The organism is Streptococcus sp. SS-4456, assembly GCF_036680365.1.
Lineage (GTDB): Bacteria > Bacillota > Bacilli > Lactobacillales > Streptococcaceae > Streptococcus.
In genome coordinates this window covers 1-16,848 of sequence record NZ_JAVIHI010000025.1, presented here as the reverse complement: position 1 = coordinate 16,848, position 16,848 = coordinate 1, and the positions used below count along the sequence as shown (strand labels likewise).

Genomic DNA, 16,848 nt, shown 5'->3' with positions numbered 1-16,848 from the left:
AAGGAGGAAGTATGAACCATATTCATTTGAATTTAAAGAGGTTTGACATTTTGAAACAATATGGTGGTGTAAATGACTTATCCCATCCTGACGAGTGGGGGACTACCATTGTAAAAGCAGTTTGTGACCGTTTGGATAGTTTGAAATCAGTCTATCCAGATGTGGAATTTACCATCTATTTCCCTGAAGCTCATATTATTTCAGCAGCGTCTGCCTTAGAAGATGAGGAGTTATTTCACTTGGGGTGTCAAAGTGTCTATCGAGCAGATACTGCAATTGATGGCAATTTTGGAGCATTTACCAGCCACCGAACTGCAAATAGTATGAGGCAATTGGGGGTAAGAGCCACTATTATCGGTCATTTGGAAGAACGACTGGATAAGAAAGGCATACTGAGTCAGGCAGGTATTACGGATTTTTCATCTGTCAACTGCATTCTGAGGGAAGAAATTCTAGCTGCTCAAGAGGCAGGTTTGAAGGTATTGTATTGTATCGGAGAAACTCTGGAGGAGAGAGAGAATTGGCAAGAAGTGTTGAAAACTCAATTGCAACTTGGGTTAGAACAGGTGGACTTAGAAAATATTGTCATTGCCTATGAGCCAGTTTGGGCTATCGGTCCAGGTAAGACACCGCCTACTAGCTCGCAGGTGGAAGAAGTAGTTAGCTACATTAAAACTCTTTATCCGACACTTGATGTGATTTACGGAGGTGGTCTAAAATTAGACAATGCTGGTAGTTTAGCCAAGATTCCAAACCTTGATGGTGGCTTGATTGCCTTGACACGATTTACAGGTGATATTGGATTTTACCCTGATGAGTATGTTGCTATTGCGGACTTATTCCTAAAAGAAAGATAGTAGGTAGTTATTGATGAAAATTGAATTTGAATACGGTCATGGAACCATGACCGCAGAATTGCCAGACAATACAGATGTGTTTATTCCAGGTGAAACAGTAGCAGATCCACCCTGTCTACCTGAGGAGGAAATAGAAGCTGCAACCTTGGAGTCCATACGTAATCCACTTGGGATGCCCCCTTTGACAGAATTAGCCAAGCCAGGTAGCAAGGTAACGATAGTCTTTCCTGATAGGGTAAAGGGAGGCGAACAGGCTACAGCCCATCGCAAGGTATCCATCAAGCTGATTTTGGATGAGTTGTATAGTGTTGGGGTAAAAAAAGAGGATATATTACTAATCTGCTCTAACGGTTTGCATCGAAAAAATACAGAAAAGGAAATTCTCGGTGTTCTAGGAGCCGACCTCTATCATCAATTTGCTCCAACAGGTCAAATTATCAACCATGATAGCGAGGACTATGAGCATTTAATTGATTTAGGTAAGACGAGACAGGGCGATCCTGTCATCATGAACAAGTATGTATATGAAAGTGATGTAGCGATTCTGATTGGTCATACGCAAGGCAATCCTTATGGTGGCTATTCTGGTGGCTATAAGCATTGTTCAACAGGTATTACCCACTGGAAATCTATAGCTTCCCACCATGTACCAAAAGTCATGCACAGAAAAGATTTTGTTCCAGTCAATAATGATTCTCTCATGCGCCATAAGTTTGATGAAATTGGTATGCACATGGAAGAAAAAATGGGCAAGAAATTTTTCTGCTGTGATGCTGTTTTGGACACCAAATCCCGTCAAATTGAGATCAATAGTGGATCTGCTGATGAAGTTCAAAAGCAGGCTTGGAAGATTGGTAATGCCAGAACCTATGTACCTTTTGCAGAGAAAAAGTATGACATTATCGTTTTTGGTATGCCTCAGTTTTTCCACTATGGTGATGGTATGGGAACCAATCCAATCATGTTGATGCAGGCCCTGTCTGCTCAAGTAATCCGTCACAAACGGATTATGAGCGATAATTGTGTCTTTATCTGTGCAAGCACTTGTAATGGCTACTTCAATGAAAGTCTATGGCCTTACTTACCAGAACTCTATGACCTCTTCCTGAAGGAAGGAGATACCCTGGTTGATTTGAACCGTTATGGTGAATATTTTGCGACCAATGAAGAATATATTCGTAAGTATCGTTATGCTAACGCCTTTCATCCCTTCCATGGTTTTAGTATGATTTCTTGTGGTCACTTGGCTGAGAAACATACAGCTGCTATTTATTTGGTTGGTGCCGAAAAGCCTGGTTATGCGCGTGGTATGGGATTGAAGACCAGGGCAACTTTTGAAGAAGCTCTTGAAGATGCTAAGAAGAAATTCGTTGGAAAAAATCCAAATATCCTTGCCCTGCCTAAGGCCTTTAAAACAGCAGCCGTTCATTTGATGATGAAGGATGAGCTACCTCCGATGGCACCGCGTTATGAAGGCTAGCAATGAAGAATAACAAATGGAATTTGGGAGGTAGCAAGATATGGAGCTCCTAGGTTTACTTTATTTTTTCATCATCGTGGTCGCAAATATGGTTGGTGCTGTTTCAGGTATGGGCGGGGGTGTCATCATTAAACCCTTGCTGGACTTGATAGGAGCACATTCTGTAGCGACTATTTCCTTCTATTCTTCCGTAGCAGTCTTTACCATGTCCCTTGTTTCAACCTATCGTCAGGTTAGGCAGGGTGTTGTTCTATCCTGGATGAAGGTAGGCTTTCTGTCATTTGGTGCAATTTTAGGTGGCATTCTTGGCAACCATCTCTTAAATTGGTTGTTAAGCAATATGGAAAATGATGAGCAAGTCTTAGTATTTCAAATCCTATTGACCATGCTGAGCCTTATATTTGCTTTCCTGTATTCTATCAAGAATTTGCGCAGTTTCAATCAGACTAGTAAGATTGCTTATCTAGCCTGTGGTCTGGTATTAGGTAGCCTTGCTAGCCTATTGGGAATTGGTGGCGGTCCTATCAATGTATCCTTGTTGATGTTAGTCTTTTCTCTCCCAATAAAAGAAGCGACGGTCTATTCAATTGCAACGATACTGTTTTCACAATTGTCTAAGCTTGCAACGATACTAGTGCAAGGACAATTAGGACAATTCGATTTGAGTTTATTGTTCTATATCGTGCCAGCTGCTATTATTGGTGGATTTTTAGGAGCCTATCTGAGCAAACGATTATCTGTTAAAAAGGTCGAAAGAACCTTTCAAGCTGTTATTCTTGTTGTACTCTTGATCAACCTTTATAACCTCATCAAACTTTTTTAGTTCAATATCCAATAAAAGTATGAAATTTTTTCTGACTTGTATTTTCTTTTGGTAACGCTTACAATTTAGTTAAGAACTACATAAAGGAGGTACTTTTAGTGGGTAAGAAATCTCTATTTCAAAATGCAAAGCTAGAAAAGTATGCTTGGCTAACCCTGTCGCTCATAGTCGCTTTAATTGTCTGGTGGCTCTTGTCTATTAACGAGAAAACTGCTCGAAGTTTTCCAAATATTAGCTTGGTCTGGGAATCATTGTTTAAAATGATTGAGCGGGGAGTCTTCTTTGAGGATATCAAGTCAAGTTTAATTTCAGTCGTTCTAGGATTTCTAGCTGGTTTTGCCTTGTCTGTACCAAATGCCATGGTCATGGCTTGGTATGTTCCATATCGTAATATCGTAGAACCTTGGATTCAATTTATCCGAAATATTCCACCCTTGGCTTATGTGCCGCTGGTTGTTATTTCAGCAGGTGTAGGTCGTTTACCACAGGTTATTGTTATTACGATCGCTACATTTTTAACGATGACGATTACCATTTATCAAGGGGTCATCAATATTGATCCTACCCTCATAAAGGCAGCTCGTATTTTGGGAGCTTCGGATTTGGATATTTTTAAACGGATTCTCATTCCAGCCTCTCTACCATTTGTCATGACTGCCATTCGTTTGGGAACATCTGTTGCTTTGACAACCTTGATAGCGGCAGAATCAACAGGTGCCTCTGCTGGATTGGGAATGCGGATTCGTTCCTTGAATAACTCCTTTGATTCACCACCTATGCTACTTTATATTTTAATTATCGGTATTATCGGAATTGTGGTGAACAAATTAGTGGCTGAAATGGAAAGGAAGTTGACTGGATGGCAAGAGAAACAGGAACTGTAAAAGTTAAAATCGATAATGTAGTCAAGTCTTTCCCTACTAGAAATGGGGAAGTCGTTGCCCTAAATGGTGTTAACCTGGACATTTATGAAAATGAGTTTATCACGGTTGTTGGTCCATCTGGTTGTGGAAAATCCACACTGTTGAATATCATTGCAGGATTATCTAGTCCAACAAAAGGCAAAGTGTATTGTGACGGAAAAGAAGTCGTCGGAACAGGTGTTGACCGAGGAGTTGTCTTTCAGCAATATGCCTTATTTCCTTGGTTAACTGTCAAGAAAAATGTTATGTTTGGTCTTGAGATGCAAGGCAAGTCCAAAGAAGAAGCAGCGCAGATTGCAGAACGCTATATCAAAATGGTGGACTTGCAAGACTTTGCGGATCATTATCCAAAAGAGTTATCAGGCGGTATGAAGCAGCGTGTTGCCATTGCCAGAGCTTACGCGGTCAATCCTTCAATTCTGCTAATGGATGAGCCATTTGGAGCTCTAGATGCTCAGACTAGAACACAGTTACAGGAAGAGTTGATAAAAACATGGGAAAAGGAGAGGAAGACCTGCTTCTTTATCACTCACGATGTGGATGAAGCTATTATTCTTGGAAGTCGCGTTATTATCATGAGTGCCCGTCCAGGTCGTATCAAAGAAATTGTGGATATCAATATTCCGCATCCAAGAGATCAAGCTACAAAATTAAGTAAGGAATTTCTAGACATCAAAAACTACATTTGGTCACAAGTTTATGAAGAGTACTTAGAAGTCAGAAAATAAGTCAAAAAAATTTTTGAAAGGAGTAGATTATGTTTCAACTAAACAAATCTAAGATTTTTCGTTCAACAGTGTGCTTCTTAGCAGCTGTCGGTCTAGCTGCTTGTTCAACAAGCACTTCCAATACAACTGCTGAAAAAGCTACAGAAGAATCAGCACCTGCATTGGAAACCATCAATATCGCTTATATGCCAAACTACGCTAGTTTGCATGATATTATTGCAGGTGTCAATTCTGGTATCTTTGAAGAAGAAGGCTTGGATGTAAAATTGGTTGAGTTCGCTGACGGACCAACTATTATTGCAGCCATGGAATCAGGCACTATTGATATTGGTAACATTGGCCCAGGTGCCCATAAATTACCGATTGAAGGTCGTGCAGAAGTTATTTCCTTCTCACAACTTGGCAATGCGGATGAAGTGATTGGCCGTACTGATAAAGGTGTTAATAGCCTAGCTGATTTGAAAGGTAAAAAAATTGCATCAGCTTCTGGAACTTCAGCAGAAACCATTCTTCGACTAGCATTGGCAGAAGCTGGCTTGGCTGAAACAGATGTTGAAATTGTGGATATGGATGCTTCAGCAATTGTTACAGCTATGATTTCAGGTTCAATTGATGCTGCAGCAACTTGGTCACCAAATACCACAGCTATTAAAGACGAGTTGGGTGATAAGGCAGTTTCTCTTGCAAATAACGTACGCTATGCTAAGGAATTCCCATCCATTGCTTCTTATGCAACCACACCTGGCTATTCTGAAAAAAATAGCGGAAAAGTAGCTAAGTTCTTGAAAGGTCTTTATCGTGCAATGGACTACCGTGCTGAGCATGAAGAAGAAGTTGCTGAATGGACTGCTAAACAAATCGGTGGAGATGTTGCAACCATTAAAGAGCAGTTGAACGATGGTGATTGGTTGACCAGTAAGCAAATTAAGGAACTCATCGATAGTGGTGACCTAAAAGTCTATTATGAAAAACAACAAGAAAACTTTATCAAAGCAGGTGCAGTAAGCGCTCCTCGTGATGTGACTGAATATGTCTTCATCGATCAAATGAGCAAGGCGCTAAATAGTCTTAAGTAATCTATGTGGTTCCAAATGTAGTGATAGAAACCTTGAGAAGTGGAGGCAGGAGGATGGATTTCCCCCTGCTTTGCTCTATTTTTTTCTAAATATTCTCGGAGTGATTGGTTATCAAAATGAAATGTAGAAAGGAGAAAGTATGCTTATTTTGCTATTGCTGTTATTTGTGATAGTTTCGGCTATTTTGCCTTTCTTTTACCGTGCTCGTGAGTCGGTTGCTATTTCAAGTTTACTCTTTAGCCTTGTATTAACCGTTGGAACAGTTGTAATCTATATTGCTAAAAAAGGTGGAATCGAAGATGATTTTATTGCTTTCTTTTTCATCAATAAGCTCGTTCGAGATAGTTTACGTTCCTTACCAATCACCCTCCACCAACTGGGGTTTCTATTAGCCATTGGAAGATGTTTTTTCCCTTATTTTTTGCTCAGAGTGGCCGTTTCATATTCCCTTTCTCCAAAGGCGAGAAGCTTGATGCCTAGATTTAAGTGGATATTATTGCTAAATGTTGTAACGCTTTTACTTTCTAGTCCTCCACTCTTTACCTTTTTTATCACCGTTCCAGATATCATGGAAGGGACCATGAGTTTGGTCAATTTATTGTTAATTGGTATGACCCTAGTGGCAATGGGTATCGTCTACAAGGAGTTGTTGTCTATCGAATTAACAGTATTTCGTAGGCAATTTTTCCTGATTGCCTTGCTGATTACTTCTTTGACAGGTTTATACTTGCTCTATTTTGTGCAGGAACCTGGTCAAATTTACTATTTTTATCTTTCGAACTATGTCTGGCAGCAAGGAGTTTTCTATTTTAGCACGCTGTTGCCCGTTCGCTTGTATTATGTTCTGGTCATGGCAACACTGGTAGTGACCATCCTTGGTGCAATTGGCTTGGTCCGTTATATACAGGGGGCTATTTCCGTTACGCGACAAGAAGTCGCTATTCAGAAAAAAGCGCAATTGATTGCTCCAGCCACTTCCATGTTTATTCATGGCATGAAGAATCAACTCTTGTCACATCAAATCGTTAGCAAACGATTAAAAACAGCCATTCAAGAAGGTAGCAATCAGGAAGTGATTGACAAATATGTGACAGATTTGGAACAGGATATTTCGGATAGTCTTGACAAAATCAATCGCTTTTATCGTTCCATCCGTGTCAATACCTCCTATCTAGTTCCTGTACCAGCCCGAGAGGTCTTATTTGCAGCCATTGAGTTATTTCATCAGCAGTATCCCCAGCAGGAAATTGATTTGGTGTGCCAGGCGGATGCTTATATTTTAGCGGATAAGGACTTGTTGAGCGAGGCTCTTAGTAATCTTTTGTCCAATGCCCATGAAGCCAATTTGCAAAAGATTCAGAGAGGGCAAGGGAAGATTGAACTAATCCTGAGAAACGTTCGAGCCTTTACGGTGATTGAAGTGAAAGATAACGGTTGTGGAGTCAATAAAAGGCTATATTCGAAAATTTTTGAACCCTTTTATTCGCAGAAAAATTCCTCAACAAACTGGGGGATGGGCCTTTACTTTGTTCGTGGAATATTAAAGGACCATTATGGCGGTATTTATTGTGATAGTAAGCTGGGTGTTGGAACAACCTTTACAGTCTATCTTCCAAAATATCAAGCAGGAGGTAACACCAATGATAGAAGTCATGATAGCTGAGGATATGCCTTATATTCTTGAAGATCTAGCGGAAGCCATTGATAAGAATCCCGCTTTCACAGTCACTGGTTTAGCAAAGTCGGGAGAAGAGTTGGTGGAATTGGTTAAACAAAATCCACCTGATATCGTATTGATGGATATAGAAATGGAAACCATGAATGCAGGAATCATCGCAGCAGAAAAGATAGGGGACTTAGGTATTAAGACCCAAGTTATTTACCTAACTGCTCATGAAAGTCGGCAAACCATTCTTACAGCAATGGCAACTCCTGCAGTAGACTATATTGTCAAAGGTGTGGACTATAAGCAGATATTTCATCATATCCATGCCGTCATGGCCGGCCATCCTCTGATGGAAGGAATTGCCCAAGAAGTTCTGGTTCAAGAATACAAACGTCTACAAAAATCAGAAAAAAGTCTTTTGTTTTTTATCACTAATCTTTCCAGACTAACCATTTCTGAAAGAGAAATTGTCAGGTTGTTATTAGACAATTATAAAATATCTGATATGGCAAAACTACGGTATGTAGAACCTGTTACCATTAAAACCCAGATAACCTCTATATTAAAAAAATTTGGAGTACGTAGAAGTAAGGAGGTTGTCCAAACCATCCGAGAATTAAATTTAGAACATCTGTTCTAGTCAAATAATAAAATGGAGGAACTATGCAAGAGTATTATAAGCTCAAGGGAGAAGCTTTCATTCAAGAAAGTAAGGTACCTTTGGTTGTTGCGAAAACAAACGATGATATTTTTCAAGCCTTAGCTCGAGAAATGGTGGATACAATCGAAGCCAATAATGCCAAAGATGAACCGACGGTTATCATTTGCCCAGTCGGTCCTGTAGGGCACTATCCTTATTTTGTAAAAATGGTCAATGAGAAAAGAGTTAGCCTAGCTTCTGTTTGGTTCATCAACATGGATGAGTACCTGTCTGGTGAAAAAGAGTGGATTGATATTAACCATCCGCTCAGTTTTCGTGGTTTTATGAATCGAACAGTCTACAGCCAGATTGCTCCTGATTTGATTATGCCTGAAGAGCAACGGATTTTCCCTGATCCAAGGGACTTGGAGCAGATCTCAGAGACCATTAGTAAACTTGGAAAGGTCGATTTGTGTCTTGGAGGAATTGGCATCAATGGACACGTGGCCTTTAATGAACCAGAGCCAAGTATGACTAAGGATGCCTTTGCGCATTTACCAACAAGAGTGTTAGAAATTGCAGCTGAAACACGGGCTGTAAATTCCATTGGTGACCTGCGTGGTGCTTTGGAAGCTATGCCTACCTATTGTGTAACAATCGGAATGAAGGAAATCTTACAAGCTCGAAAGGTTCGGCTTGGAGTCTTTAGAGAATGGCATTATGGAGTTGTACGTCGGGCAGCTTGCGCTGAACCAAGTGCAGATTTTCCAGTGACCCTTCTACAAAACCACCCAGATTATCAGCTCTACCTCAGTGAATATTTAGCCCAGTAAGGAGTGAATACATGACAAAATTAGTAATAAAAAATGGTAAAGTCTATCGGAACAGACAATTTTTAGATGAAGATATTCTGATTGAAGATGGACGCTTTAGTTTATTTGGGAAGAACCTTGAAGCAGACGGTGCAGCAGTCATTGACGCTCAAGGTCATCTTGTAGTTCCAGGATTTTTTGATATTCATAGCCATGGTGGCTACCATGTAGATTTTAACCATGCTGATCCAGATAGTCTAGAAAAAGTCAGTCAGTTCTTTGCTAGTCAGGGAACGACCTATGCCCATATGTCTTTGGTGACAGATGAACTACCGCAAATTGAAGCCTGTATCGATGCATATAATATCTACAGGGAAAGCACTGCAAAAGTCATTCGTGGTATCCATCTAGAAGGTCCATTCTTATCGCATGAGTATCGTGGCTCTATGCCGGCCCATCTCTTGGTTGACTACGATGCAAAAATGGTCCAATCTTTGCAAGAGCGGGCACAAGGAGATATACGCTATATTACTGTTGCTCCAGAAGTTCCAGGTGTACTTGAAGCCATTCCAAGTTTGCGACAGTTGGGCATCAAGGTTTCAATTGGACATTCTGCAGCGACTTATGATATTGCCTGTCAGGCTATTGAAAAGGGAGCAGAAACCTGTACCCACACCTTCAATGCTATGCGACTTTTCCATCAGCATGAGCCAGCCATCATGGGAGCAGTATTGGAAAAGGAAAGCGTCTATTGTGAAGCCATTTGTGATGGTCGCCACCTTTATCCAGGTACGGTCAAGATGCTCCTAGCAACAAAAGGTTGGGAACGTGTTATCGCGATTACTGACTCGATTATGGCTGCGGGTTTACCAGATGGCAATTACAAGCTTGGTGTGAATGATATTGTCGTTATAGATGGGGATGCACAACTGGCAACTGAAAAGGTTCGTGCAGGAAGTACCCTGACAACTATTCGGGCACTAAAAAATATTTGCAAATTTACAGGTGAGAAGGTAGAAAAAGTCTTACCACTGTTGACGGAAAATCCTGCCAAACTGCTTGGGGTATTTGATACTGTCGGTTCAATTGACTATGGAAAAGCAGCGGATTTCCTCATATTATCCGATGATTTAGCAGTTAAGAAAACCGTAATCGCTGGTCAAATCGTTTTTGAAGAAAATGAATAATAAGTAGGTGAGCATATGAATTCCATTGACATTCAGCCGTTTGGTTTGGGTTCATTAACCTATCGTTTGAAAAATTCCAAAGGGATGCAGGTTGTTTTGACTGACTTTGGAGCGAGGATTGTTAACATTCTACTTCCGGTAGAAGAAAATAGGGGCTTACGAAATGTCTGTTTAAGCCGTCATTCTGCTGAAGAATACCAAGAAACACCCTATATTGGTGCAACAGTTGCTCCAGTAGCAGGTCGTTTGTTCCAGGGGGAAATCACTCTTTATGATCGAGTCTTGGAATTGGCTGAAAATGGTCCAGGCTTCTCATTGCATTCTGGTCCAAAATCAGCTAGCATGCAGCTATGGCAATCAGAATGCGATGTCCAAAATAATAGTGTTACTTTTATATTGACCTTGGCAGATAACTACAACGGATTTCCTGGTCCGATTCAATTGTCAGCTACCTATTGCTTGCGAGAAGATAACTCACTCCATGTCAGTTATAAAGGAAGAAGTAGTCAAGCAACGCTCTTCAATCCGACCAATCACGCCTTCTTTAATTTGACAGGGAATTTTATGGAGCCTATTCATGACCATGGCTTACAGATAGAGGCTGATAGGGTTCAGTATTATACTGAGCAGGGTAGATTTGATGGCATCCATCAGGTCAGTCAAACTCCCTATGATTATCGATTTGAAAAATCATTTGGAGAAGGTCTTGGTCAATCTCATCCTCAACTGGAACTATTAGGCGGTTTTGATAATTGTTGGTTACTAACCAAGCCTGCACGGACTGCAACAGTAACAAGCCCAGATGGTAAAATTAAACTCCATCTTTCAACGAATCAAGATGGACTGGTCCTCTATACCTACAATAACAATAATCCTAAGCTAGCGGTCAAACAAGGAGCCTTTAGCTTAGAATGCCTAGCTTCTATTGAAAAAAGTCACTTGCTGGAACCAGACAAAACCGTAGAGTCCTGGGCATGCTATCACTTTGATTTTTAAATACTAAAAGAGCCGCGTCTGCGACTCTTTTTGCTTTTAATCTTACCCAACAAATTCGTTGATTTCTTTTTCGATGTTGGCGATTTTTTCTTCTGCTTCAGCAAGTGTTTCACCGACTGTTGCGATGTAGAATTTGATTTTTGGTTCTGTTCCTGAAGGACGAACAGCAAACCATGAATCATCTGCCAAGGTGTATTTTAAGACGTCTGATGGAGGAGTAGTGAGTTTTTCAACATTTCCATCTTTATCTGTTTTGGTTTGAAGGGCGAAGTCCTCAAAGACTGCGATGTCTGTTGCGTTGAATTGGGCTGGTGAATTGTCACGGAATTTAGCCATGATTGCCTTGATTTGCTCTGCACCATCTTTACCAGAAAGTGTAACAGAAATTGTTTTCTCAGCAAAGTAGCCGTATTCTTTGAAGATTTCATCGATACCGTCAGCCAAGGTCATGCCACGAGAGCGGTAGTAGGCAGCAATTTCAGCAACCATAAGTACAGCCTGGATAGCATCCTTGTCGCGCACGAATGGCTTGATGAGATAACCAAAGCTTTCTTCAAAACCAAACATGTAAGTATGGTTGTGTTTTTCTTCGAACTCTTGGATTTTCTCAGCGATGAATTTGAAACCAGTCAAGACGTTGAACATGGTAGCACCGTAGCTTTCAGCAATCTTGGTTACCAACTCAGTTGAAACGATTGACTTAGCAAGGGCAGCGTTTGCAGGAAGTGTGCCTGCTTGCTTGTGGGCTTCAAGGATGTATTTTGCGATGATAGCACCGATTTGGTTACCAGAAAGGTTCCAATATGAACCATCAGCTTGACGAACTTCAACACCAACACGGTCAGCGTCAGGGTCAGTTGCAAGAAGGACATCTGCCCCGACTTCACGGCCCAATTCTTCCGCAAGGGCAAATGCAGCTTGGCTTTCTGGGTTTGGTGAAGCGACAGTTGAGAAGTCAGGGTCAGCAGTTGCTTGAGTTTCCACAACTTGGACAGATTCAAAACCAGCCTGTGCAAGAGCACGACGAGCCAACATTTCCCCTGTACCATGAAGTGGTGTGTAAACAATCTTCATGTCCTTTCCATACTCAGCAATCAAGTCAGGATTGATGTTGAGGTCTTTGAGTTCTTCAAGGTATTTAACGTCAGTTTCTTCGCCAAGAACTGTAATCAAACCATTTTCCTTACTTGCTTCAAGCTCAGCCAATTCAACTGCAAATGGATTGTCAATGGCACGGATGAAGTTGGTCAATGCATCTGCATCAGCAGGTGGCATTTGTCCACCATCTTCACCGTAAACCTTGTAGCCGTTAAATTCTTTGGGGTTGTGGCTGGCAGTCACCATGATACCTGCGATGGCGTTGTAATGACGAACAGCAAATGACAATTCAGGAGTTGGGCGAAGGCTTTCAAATACATAAGATTTGATACCATGGGCTGCCAATACTTGAGCAGACTCAAAAGCAAATTCTGGAGAGAAGTGACGTGAGTCGTAAGCGATAGCTACACCACGTTTTTTAGCTTCTTCACCTTTGGATTCTACCAACTTTGCCAAACCTTCAGTAGCTTGACGTACAACGAAAACGTTGATACGGTTAGTACCAGCGCCAATATAGCCACGCATACCGGCTGTACCAAACTCAAGGTTTGTATAGAAGGCATCTTCTTTGGTCTTTTCATCCATTGCGACTAATTCTTCACGCAAGTAGTCTGGAAGGTCTGCAAAGTCGAGCCATGTTTGATAGGTTTCTTGATAAGTCATCGCATATCTCCTTATATAATTTTCTTTTAACCGCTTTCATTATACCATGTTTGAAAAGAAAAATCACGCTTTCACGTGATTTTCTGATATTTATTTTTTAACTTTCTGTAAGACTGGGACAATGGCAAGGGTTAGAATGGTGGCAATCGCCATTTCAGCGATAGAATTGACTGAAACGATTGCTGCAAGGACTGCCTTTATATCGCCCTTGAAGACCCCGCCGAAGAAAATGAAAATTCCTGACAATACAAAGATGGTGTTTGTGAGTGTCCCAGTTAAACCAGCAAGTCCCAGACCAGCTTTGTTTTGCCACAATTTGTAGATGAAGTAGGGAGTAATTCCAATCAAAATCCGTGGTACAAGTGCGATGAGTACTGAGAATAGATTTCCATTCTCAACAAAAGGTGAGAAGACATAGCTCAAAGGTGAAAGTATTATACTGTTTCGGATGATACTCATAATTCCCATAAAACCACCCAGTTGAGCCCCAATACGAGGACCATAGATGATACTTGCGATAATAACGGGGATATGGGTGATAGTTGGTTTTACAGGAAGGACAAAGGCCGCAAAGATAGCCTGACTAATGGTTTCAATAACCACCATAATAGCAATAAAAATCGCAAGTGTAGCGACTTGATTAGTTTTTTTTGATTTCATTTAAACTAGAACTCACTTTCTCTAATATAATCTCGATTTCAGCTAGGGCACCTGTCCCAAAATCGCCACAGGCTAGTAGGGCTTCGCGTGGTTTAATTTCCTCAAAGCCATATTCTGACAAGGTTTTGAGATTATTCTGTGTGGCAGGGTTCAGGTACATATTGGTATTCATAGCAGGGGCAATCAGCTTTTTAGTTCCAAGGGGCAGGGCCAGGGCTGTTGCAGTGACCATATTGTCTGCCAGCCCGTGGGCTAGTTTAGCGATGGAATTGGCAGAAGCAGGGGCTACTATAAATAAATCTGTCGCTTTGGCAATATCAATGTGTTTGATAGAACTAGGATTTTCTTCCAACATGACATCTGTATGGACTAGATTTTTTGACAGGGATTGGAAGGTCAAGGGCGTGATAAAGTCCATAGCAGAGCGGCTCATAAGGACAGTTACCTGATGGCCGAGCTTGGTCAATTGACTGGTTAAATCAGCAGCCTTGTAGGCGGAAATGGAGCCAGTTACAGCCAGAGTAATGTTAGCCATGTTTTTCTCCTTTTTCGAGAGTTTCCAAAATGAGTTGGGCAATTTCTTCTTTCGTCTGAGCTTGAACTTCGGAAGTCTTGTCTACTAAATAGGCAATATGTTGATTGCCCTTGATATCTGTCAAGTCATTAGCAAGGATGTAATCTGCACCATTGCGTTCAATGCTTTGGCGAGCAACAGCAAATAATTCTTCCTTAGAAACATCGACCAAAAGTTTAAATCCGATGAGTTGGATAGTTGGGTTCCATTGTTTGACATAGGAAATAACCTTAGGTGTTTTTTTGAGGAAAAGGACTTGGTAGTCATCCTTGGAAGCAATCTTGCTTTCAGCATTTTTCTTATCCAATAAGCTAGTAATATCTTCGGTTGCCTGAACCTCCTCCAAGCCAGTCATGTAAACAGGTGTATAATCCGATACGGCCATGCTATGGATAAGGGCATGGTGGGTCTTGACCAAAGGTTCTAAAGTTGATTGTAAACTTTCAACATTTGTAATTTCAATAATAATTAAATTCTTCTGTGGTTCAGGTTTGACAGCCTGCTTGGTAGTGACAAGCGTGACCTCATGTCCAAGTTTCAAAGCTTTCTCAGCAATGATTTTACCCAGATTGCCAGAGGCATGATTGGTGATGGAACGGACTTGGTCAATGGCTTCACTGGTGCCACCAGATGTAATCAATAGTTTCATGTTCATATTGTACTAGAATTTCCATTTTTCGTAAAGTTTCAGAGAAGGTCTTTTCACAAAGATTTATTAAATCATCTCCCTAACTGAAATGATTATGGTTTCATCGGGAATAATTGTATCTAAAAACCGTACATTATCTGCAATAACTCCGGAAAATATGCGAAAATCATTTTTTCTATGGTATAATGTTTGTGAAAAAAATGGAAATGGAGCTCTCATGAAAACAGATATTGAAATTGCACAAAGTGTGACCTTGAAACCTATTACTGAAATCGTTGAAAAAGTTGGTATTAGCTTTGATGATATCGAACTTTACGGGAAATACAAGGCCAAATTGTCCTTTGATAAAATCAATGCGGTAAAAGACAATGCGCCAGGGAAATTGATCTTGGTGACTGCTATCAACCCAACACCTGCAGGAGAAGGGAAGTCAACCATTACTATCGGTTTGGCTGATGCTTTGTCAAAAATTGGCAAAAAAACCATGATTGCCCTTCGTGAGCCTTCTTTGGGTCCTGTCATGGGGATCAAAGGCGGAGCTGCTGGTGGTGGCTTTGCCCAAGTCTTACCTATGGAAGATATTAACCTGCACTTTACAGGGGATATGCATGCCATTACGACAGCAAACAATGCTCTTTCTGCCTTGATTGATAACCATATCCACCAAGGAAATGCGATTGGCATTGACCAGCGCCGTATCATTTGGAAACGTGTTGTGGATCTCAACGACCGCGCGCTTCGTAAAGTAACAGTTGGCTTGGGCGGACCGCTCAACGGTATTCCTCGTGAAGATGGTTTTGACATTACGGTGGCGTCTGAAATCATGGCGATTTTGTGTTTGGCGACAGACATCAATGACTTGAAAGAACGTTTGGCAAATATCGTCATTGGATATCGTTTCGACCGCAGTCCTGTCTATGTGCGTGATTTGGCGGTGGAAGGTGCTTTGACCCTCATTTTGAAGGACGCTATTAAACCAAACCTTGTCCAAACCATCTATGGAACGCCAGCCTTTGTCCACGGCGGTCCATTTGCCAACATCGCCCATGGCTGTAACTCAGTTCTCGCTACCACAACAGCTATGCGATTGGCTGACTATACTGTCACAGAAGCAGGATTTGGTGCTGACCTTGGAGCAGAGAAATTCCTTGATATTAAAGTGCCAAACTTGCCAAAAGCTCCGGATGCAGTAGTCATTGTTGCCACACTTCGTGCACTTAAAATGCATGGTGGTGTAGCTAAGACAGAACTATCTACTGAAAATGTAGAGGCAGTGAAAGCTGGTTTTTCTAACTTGAAACGCCACGTTGAAAATATTCAGAAATACGGTATTCCAGCGGTCGTTGCTATCAATGAATTTGTATCTGACACAGCTGACGAAATCGCTGCATTGAAAGAACTTTGTGCTGAGATTGGTGTACCTGTTGAATTGGCTAGCGTATGGGCAAATGGCGCTGATGGTGGTGTTGAATTGGCTGAAACAGTTGTTGCTACTATTGAGAATCAAGCAGCCAACTACCAACGTCTCTATAAGGCTGAGGACAGTTTAGAAGAAAAAGTAACTAAGATTGTTACCCAAATCTATGGTGGTACAGGCGTTGTCTTTGAGAAGAAGGCTCGTAATCAATTGGTTGAATTTGCTAAGAATGGTTGGGACAAGTTGCCAGTCTGCATGGCCAAGACCCAATACAGCTTCTCAGATGATCAGTTTGCATTGGGGGCACCGACTGACTTTGACATTACAGTCCGTGAATTCGTTCCAAAATTGGGAGCAGGCTTTATCGTGGCATTGACAGGTGATGTTATGACTATGCCTGGTTTGCCAAAAGCACCCGCAGCTCTCAACATGGATGTGGCAGAAGATGGGACAGCTATTGGTTTGTTCTAATCAGCATGAAAAGAAAAAATCCGCTCTTTGGCGGATTTTTCAGATTGCAGACAAACATCGTTTTGGTGTTTGTCTTTTTTACTGTTTTTAGAGAAAAATGGCTGTTTTAATGCTGAAACCACCCCATC

16 protein-coding genes are annotated in these 16,848 nt (G+C 41.2%); 12 read left to right on the top strand and 4 right to left on the bottom strand.

The window, feature by feature from the left end; all coding sequences use genetic code 11:
• The first annotated feature begins 11 nt into the window (after nucleotides 1–11).
• From RFK25_RS07730 to RFK25_RS07680, 11 genes are all read left to right on the top strand, one after another.
• Nucleotides 12–857, top strand: a complete 846-nt coding sequence (locus RFK25_RS07730; protein ID WP_332412772.1) for a triose-phosphate isomerase family protein — start codon at nucleotides 12–14, stop codon at nucleotides 855–857.
• Between the two features lie 13 nt (nucleotides 858–870).
• The gene (locus RFK25_RS07725; RefSeq protein ID WP_332412771.1) at nucleotides 871–2,337 is read left to right on the top strand and encodes a lactate racemase domain-containing protein; all 1,467 of its coding nucleotides are present in this window, start codon (nucleotides 871–873) and stop codon (nucleotides 2,335–2,337) included.
• A 40-nt stretch (nucleotides 2,338–2,377) separates the two neighbouring features.
• Nucleotides 2,378–3,160 (top strand): sulfite exporter TauE/SafE family protein, encoded by a 783-nt coding sequence (locus RFK25_RS07720; RefSeq protein WP_332412770.1) that lies wholly within the window; start codon nucleotides 2,378–2,380, stop codon nucleotides 3,158–3,160.
• 98 nt (nucleotides 3,161–3,258) lie between these two features.
• A complete protein-coding gene (locus tag RFK25_RS07715) occupies nucleotides 3,259–4,044 on the top strand; it encodes an ABC transporter permease (RefSeq protein ID WP_332412769.1) in 786 nt (261 codons plus the stop codon).
• Nucleotides 4,020–4,811 carry an ABC transporter ATP-binding protein gene (locus tag RFK25_RS07710; RefSeq protein WP_332412768.1) on the top strand — a complete coding sequence of 264 codons (792 nt, stop codon included), beginning with the start codon at nucleotides 4,020–4,022 and terminating at the stop codon, nucleotides 4,809–4,811. The genes RFK25_RS07715 and RFK25_RS07710 overlap by 25 nt, the downstream gene beginning before the upstream one ends.
• Before the next feature lie 29 nt (nucleotides 4,812–4,840).
• Complete coding sequence (locus tag RFK25_RS07705) at nucleotides 4,841–5,887, top strand: ABC transporter substrate-binding protein (RefSeq protein WP_332412766.1); 1,047 nt, start codon at nucleotides 4,841–4,843, stop codon at nucleotides 5,885–5,887.
• A gap of 139 nt (nucleotides 5,888–6,026) precedes the next feature.
• Entirely contained in the window at nucleotides 6,027–7,550 is a 1,524-nt protein-coding gene (locus RFK25_RS07700; protein WP_332412764.1) for a HAMP domain-containing sensor histidine kinase, read from the top strand.
• Entirely contained in the window at nucleotides 7,528–8,193 is a 666-nt protein-coding gene (locus RFK25_RS07695) for a response regulator transcription factor (RefSeq protein ID WP_332412761.1), read from the top strand. Before RFK25_RS07700 ends, RFK25_RS07695 begins: the two co-directional genes overlap by 23 nt.
• Nucleotides 8,194–8,216: 23 nt before the next feature.
• Nucleotides 8,217–9,026, top strand: a complete 810-nt coding sequence (locus RFK25_RS07690) for a glucosamine-6-phosphate isomerase (RefSeq protein ID WP_332412759.1) — start codon at nucleotides 8,217–8,219, stop codon at nucleotides 9,024–9,026.
• 11 nt (nucleotides 9,027–9,037) lie between these two features.
• Nucleotides 9,038–10,192, top strand: a complete 1,155-nt coding sequence (gene nagA / locus RFK25_RS07685) for an N-acetylglucosamine-6-phosphate deacetylase (RefSeq protein ID WP_332412758.1) — start codon at nucleotides 9,038–9,040, stop codon at nucleotides 10,190–10,192.
• A 15-nt stretch (nucleotides 10,193–10,207) separates the two neighbouring features.
• Nucleotides 10,208–11,188 carry an aldose epimerase family protein gene (locus RFK25_RS07680; RefSeq protein ID WP_332412756.1) on the top strand — a complete coding sequence of 327 codons (981 nt, stop codon included), beginning with the start codon at nucleotides 10,208–10,210 and terminating at the stop codon, nucleotides 11,186–11,188.
• Between the two features lie 42 nt (nucleotides 11,189–11,230).
• Here RFK25_RS07680 and RFK25_RS07675 read toward each other — a convergent pair whose 3' ends face one another.
• The 4 genes from RFK25_RS07675 to RFK25_RS07660 all read right to left on the bottom strand — a co-directional run bounded on the left by RFK25_RS07675 (nucleotide 11,231) and on the right by RFK25_RS07660 (nucleotide 14,832).
• Nucleotides 11,231–12,949: a phospho-sugar mutase gene (locus RFK25_RS07675; protein ID WP_332412754.1), complete on the bottom strand. Its 1,719-nt coding sequence runs from the start codon at nucleotides 12,947–12,949 to the stop codon at nucleotides 11,231–11,233.
• Between the two features lie 90 nt (nucleotides 12,950–13,039).
• Complete coding sequence (locus RFK25_RS07670) at nucleotides 13,040–13,609, bottom strand: ECF transporter S component (RefSeq protein ID WP_332412753.1); 570 nt, start codon at nucleotides 13,607–13,609, stop codon at nucleotides 13,040–13,042.
• Complete coding sequence (coaC, locus tag RFK25_RS07665) at nucleotides 13,590–14,144, bottom strand: phosphopantothenoylcysteine decarboxylase (RefSeq protein WP_332412751.1); 555 nt, start codon at nucleotides 14,142–14,144, stop codon at nucleotides 13,590–13,592. Before coaC ends, RFK25_RS07670 begins: the two co-directional genes overlap by 20 nt.
• Nucleotides 14,137–14,832 carry a phosphopantothenate--cysteine ligase gene (locus tag RFK25_RS07660; protein WP_332412749.1) on the bottom strand — a complete coding sequence of 232 codons (696 nt, stop codon included), beginning with the start codon at nucleotides 14,830–14,832 and terminating at the stop codon, nucleotides 14,137–14,139. The genes coaC and RFK25_RS07660 overlap by 8 nt, the downstream gene beginning before the upstream one ends.
• Nucleotides 14,833–15,049: 217 nt before the next feature.
• Between RFK25_RS07660 and RFK25_RS07655 the strand changes: the two genes are divergently transcribed.
• Complete coding sequence (locus RFK25_RS07655; RefSeq protein ID WP_332412748.1) at nucleotides 15,050–16,720, top strand: formate--tetrahydrofolate ligase; 1,671 nt, start codon at nucleotides 15,050–15,052, stop codon at nucleotides 16,718–16,720.
• Nucleotides 16,721–16,848 lie beyond the last annotated feature (128 nt).

Bases quoted from the DNA above. Each gene is read 5' to 3' on its own strand.
- RFK25_RS07720 (WP_332412770.1), top strand. From the start codon at position 2,378: ATGGAGCTCCTAGGTTTACTTTATTTTTTCATCATCGTGGTCGCAAAT.
- RFK25_RS07655 (WP_332412748.1), top strand. From the start codon at position 15,050: ATGAAAACAGATATTGAAATTGCACAAAGTGTGACCTTGAAACCTATT.
- RFK25_RS07670 (WP_332412753.1), bottom strand. From the start codon at position 13,609: ATGAAATCAAAAAAAACTAATCAAGTCGCTACACTTGCGATTTTTATT.
- RFK25_RS07725 (WP_332412771.1), top strand. From the start codon at position 871: ATGAAAATTGAATTTGAATACGGTCATGGAACCATGACCGCAGAATTG.
- RFK25_RS07705 (WP_332412766.1), top strand. From the start codon at position 4,841: ATGTTTCAACTAAACAAATCTAAGATTTTTCGTTCAACAGTGTGCTTC.
- RFK25_RS07660 (WP_332412749.1), bottom strand. From the start codon at position 14,832: ATGAAACTATTGATTACATCTGGTGGCACCAGTGAAGCCATTGACCAA.
- RFK25_RS07680 (WP_332412756.1), top strand. From the start codon at position 10,208: ATGAATTCCATTGACATTCAGCCGTTTGGTTTGGGTTCATTAACCTAT.
- RFK25_RS07700 (WP_332412764.1), top strand. From the start codon at position 6,027: ATGCTTATTTTGCTATTGCTGTTATTTGTGATAGTTTCGGCTATTTTG.
- nagA (WP_332412758.1), top strand. From the start codon at position 9,038: ATGACAAAATTAGTAATAAAAAATGGTAAAGTCTATCGGAACAGACAA.
- RFK25_RS07675 (WP_332412754.1), bottom strand. From the start codon at position 12,949: ATGACTTATCAAGAAACCTATCAAACATGGCTCGACTTTGCAGACCTT.
- RFK25_RS07730 (WP_332412772.1), top strand. From the start codon at position 12: ATGAACCATATTCATTTGAATTTAAAGAGGTTTGACATTTTGAAACAA.
- RFK25_RS07710 (WP_332412768.1), top strand. From the start codon at position 4,020: ATGGCAAGAGAAACAGGAACTGTAAAAGTTAAAATCGATAATGTAGTC.
- RFK25_RS07690 (WP_332412759.1), top strand. From the start codon at position 8,217: ATGCAAGAGTATTATAAGCTCAAGGGAGAAGCTTTCATTCAAGAAAGT.
- RFK25_RS07695 (WP_332412761.1), top strand. From the start codon at position 7,528: ATGATAGAAGTCATGATAGCTGAGGATATGCCTTATATTCTTGAAGAT.
- coaC (WP_332412751.1), bottom strand. From the start codon at position 14,144: ATGGCTAACATTACTCTGGCTGTAACTGGCTCCATTTCCGCCTACAAG.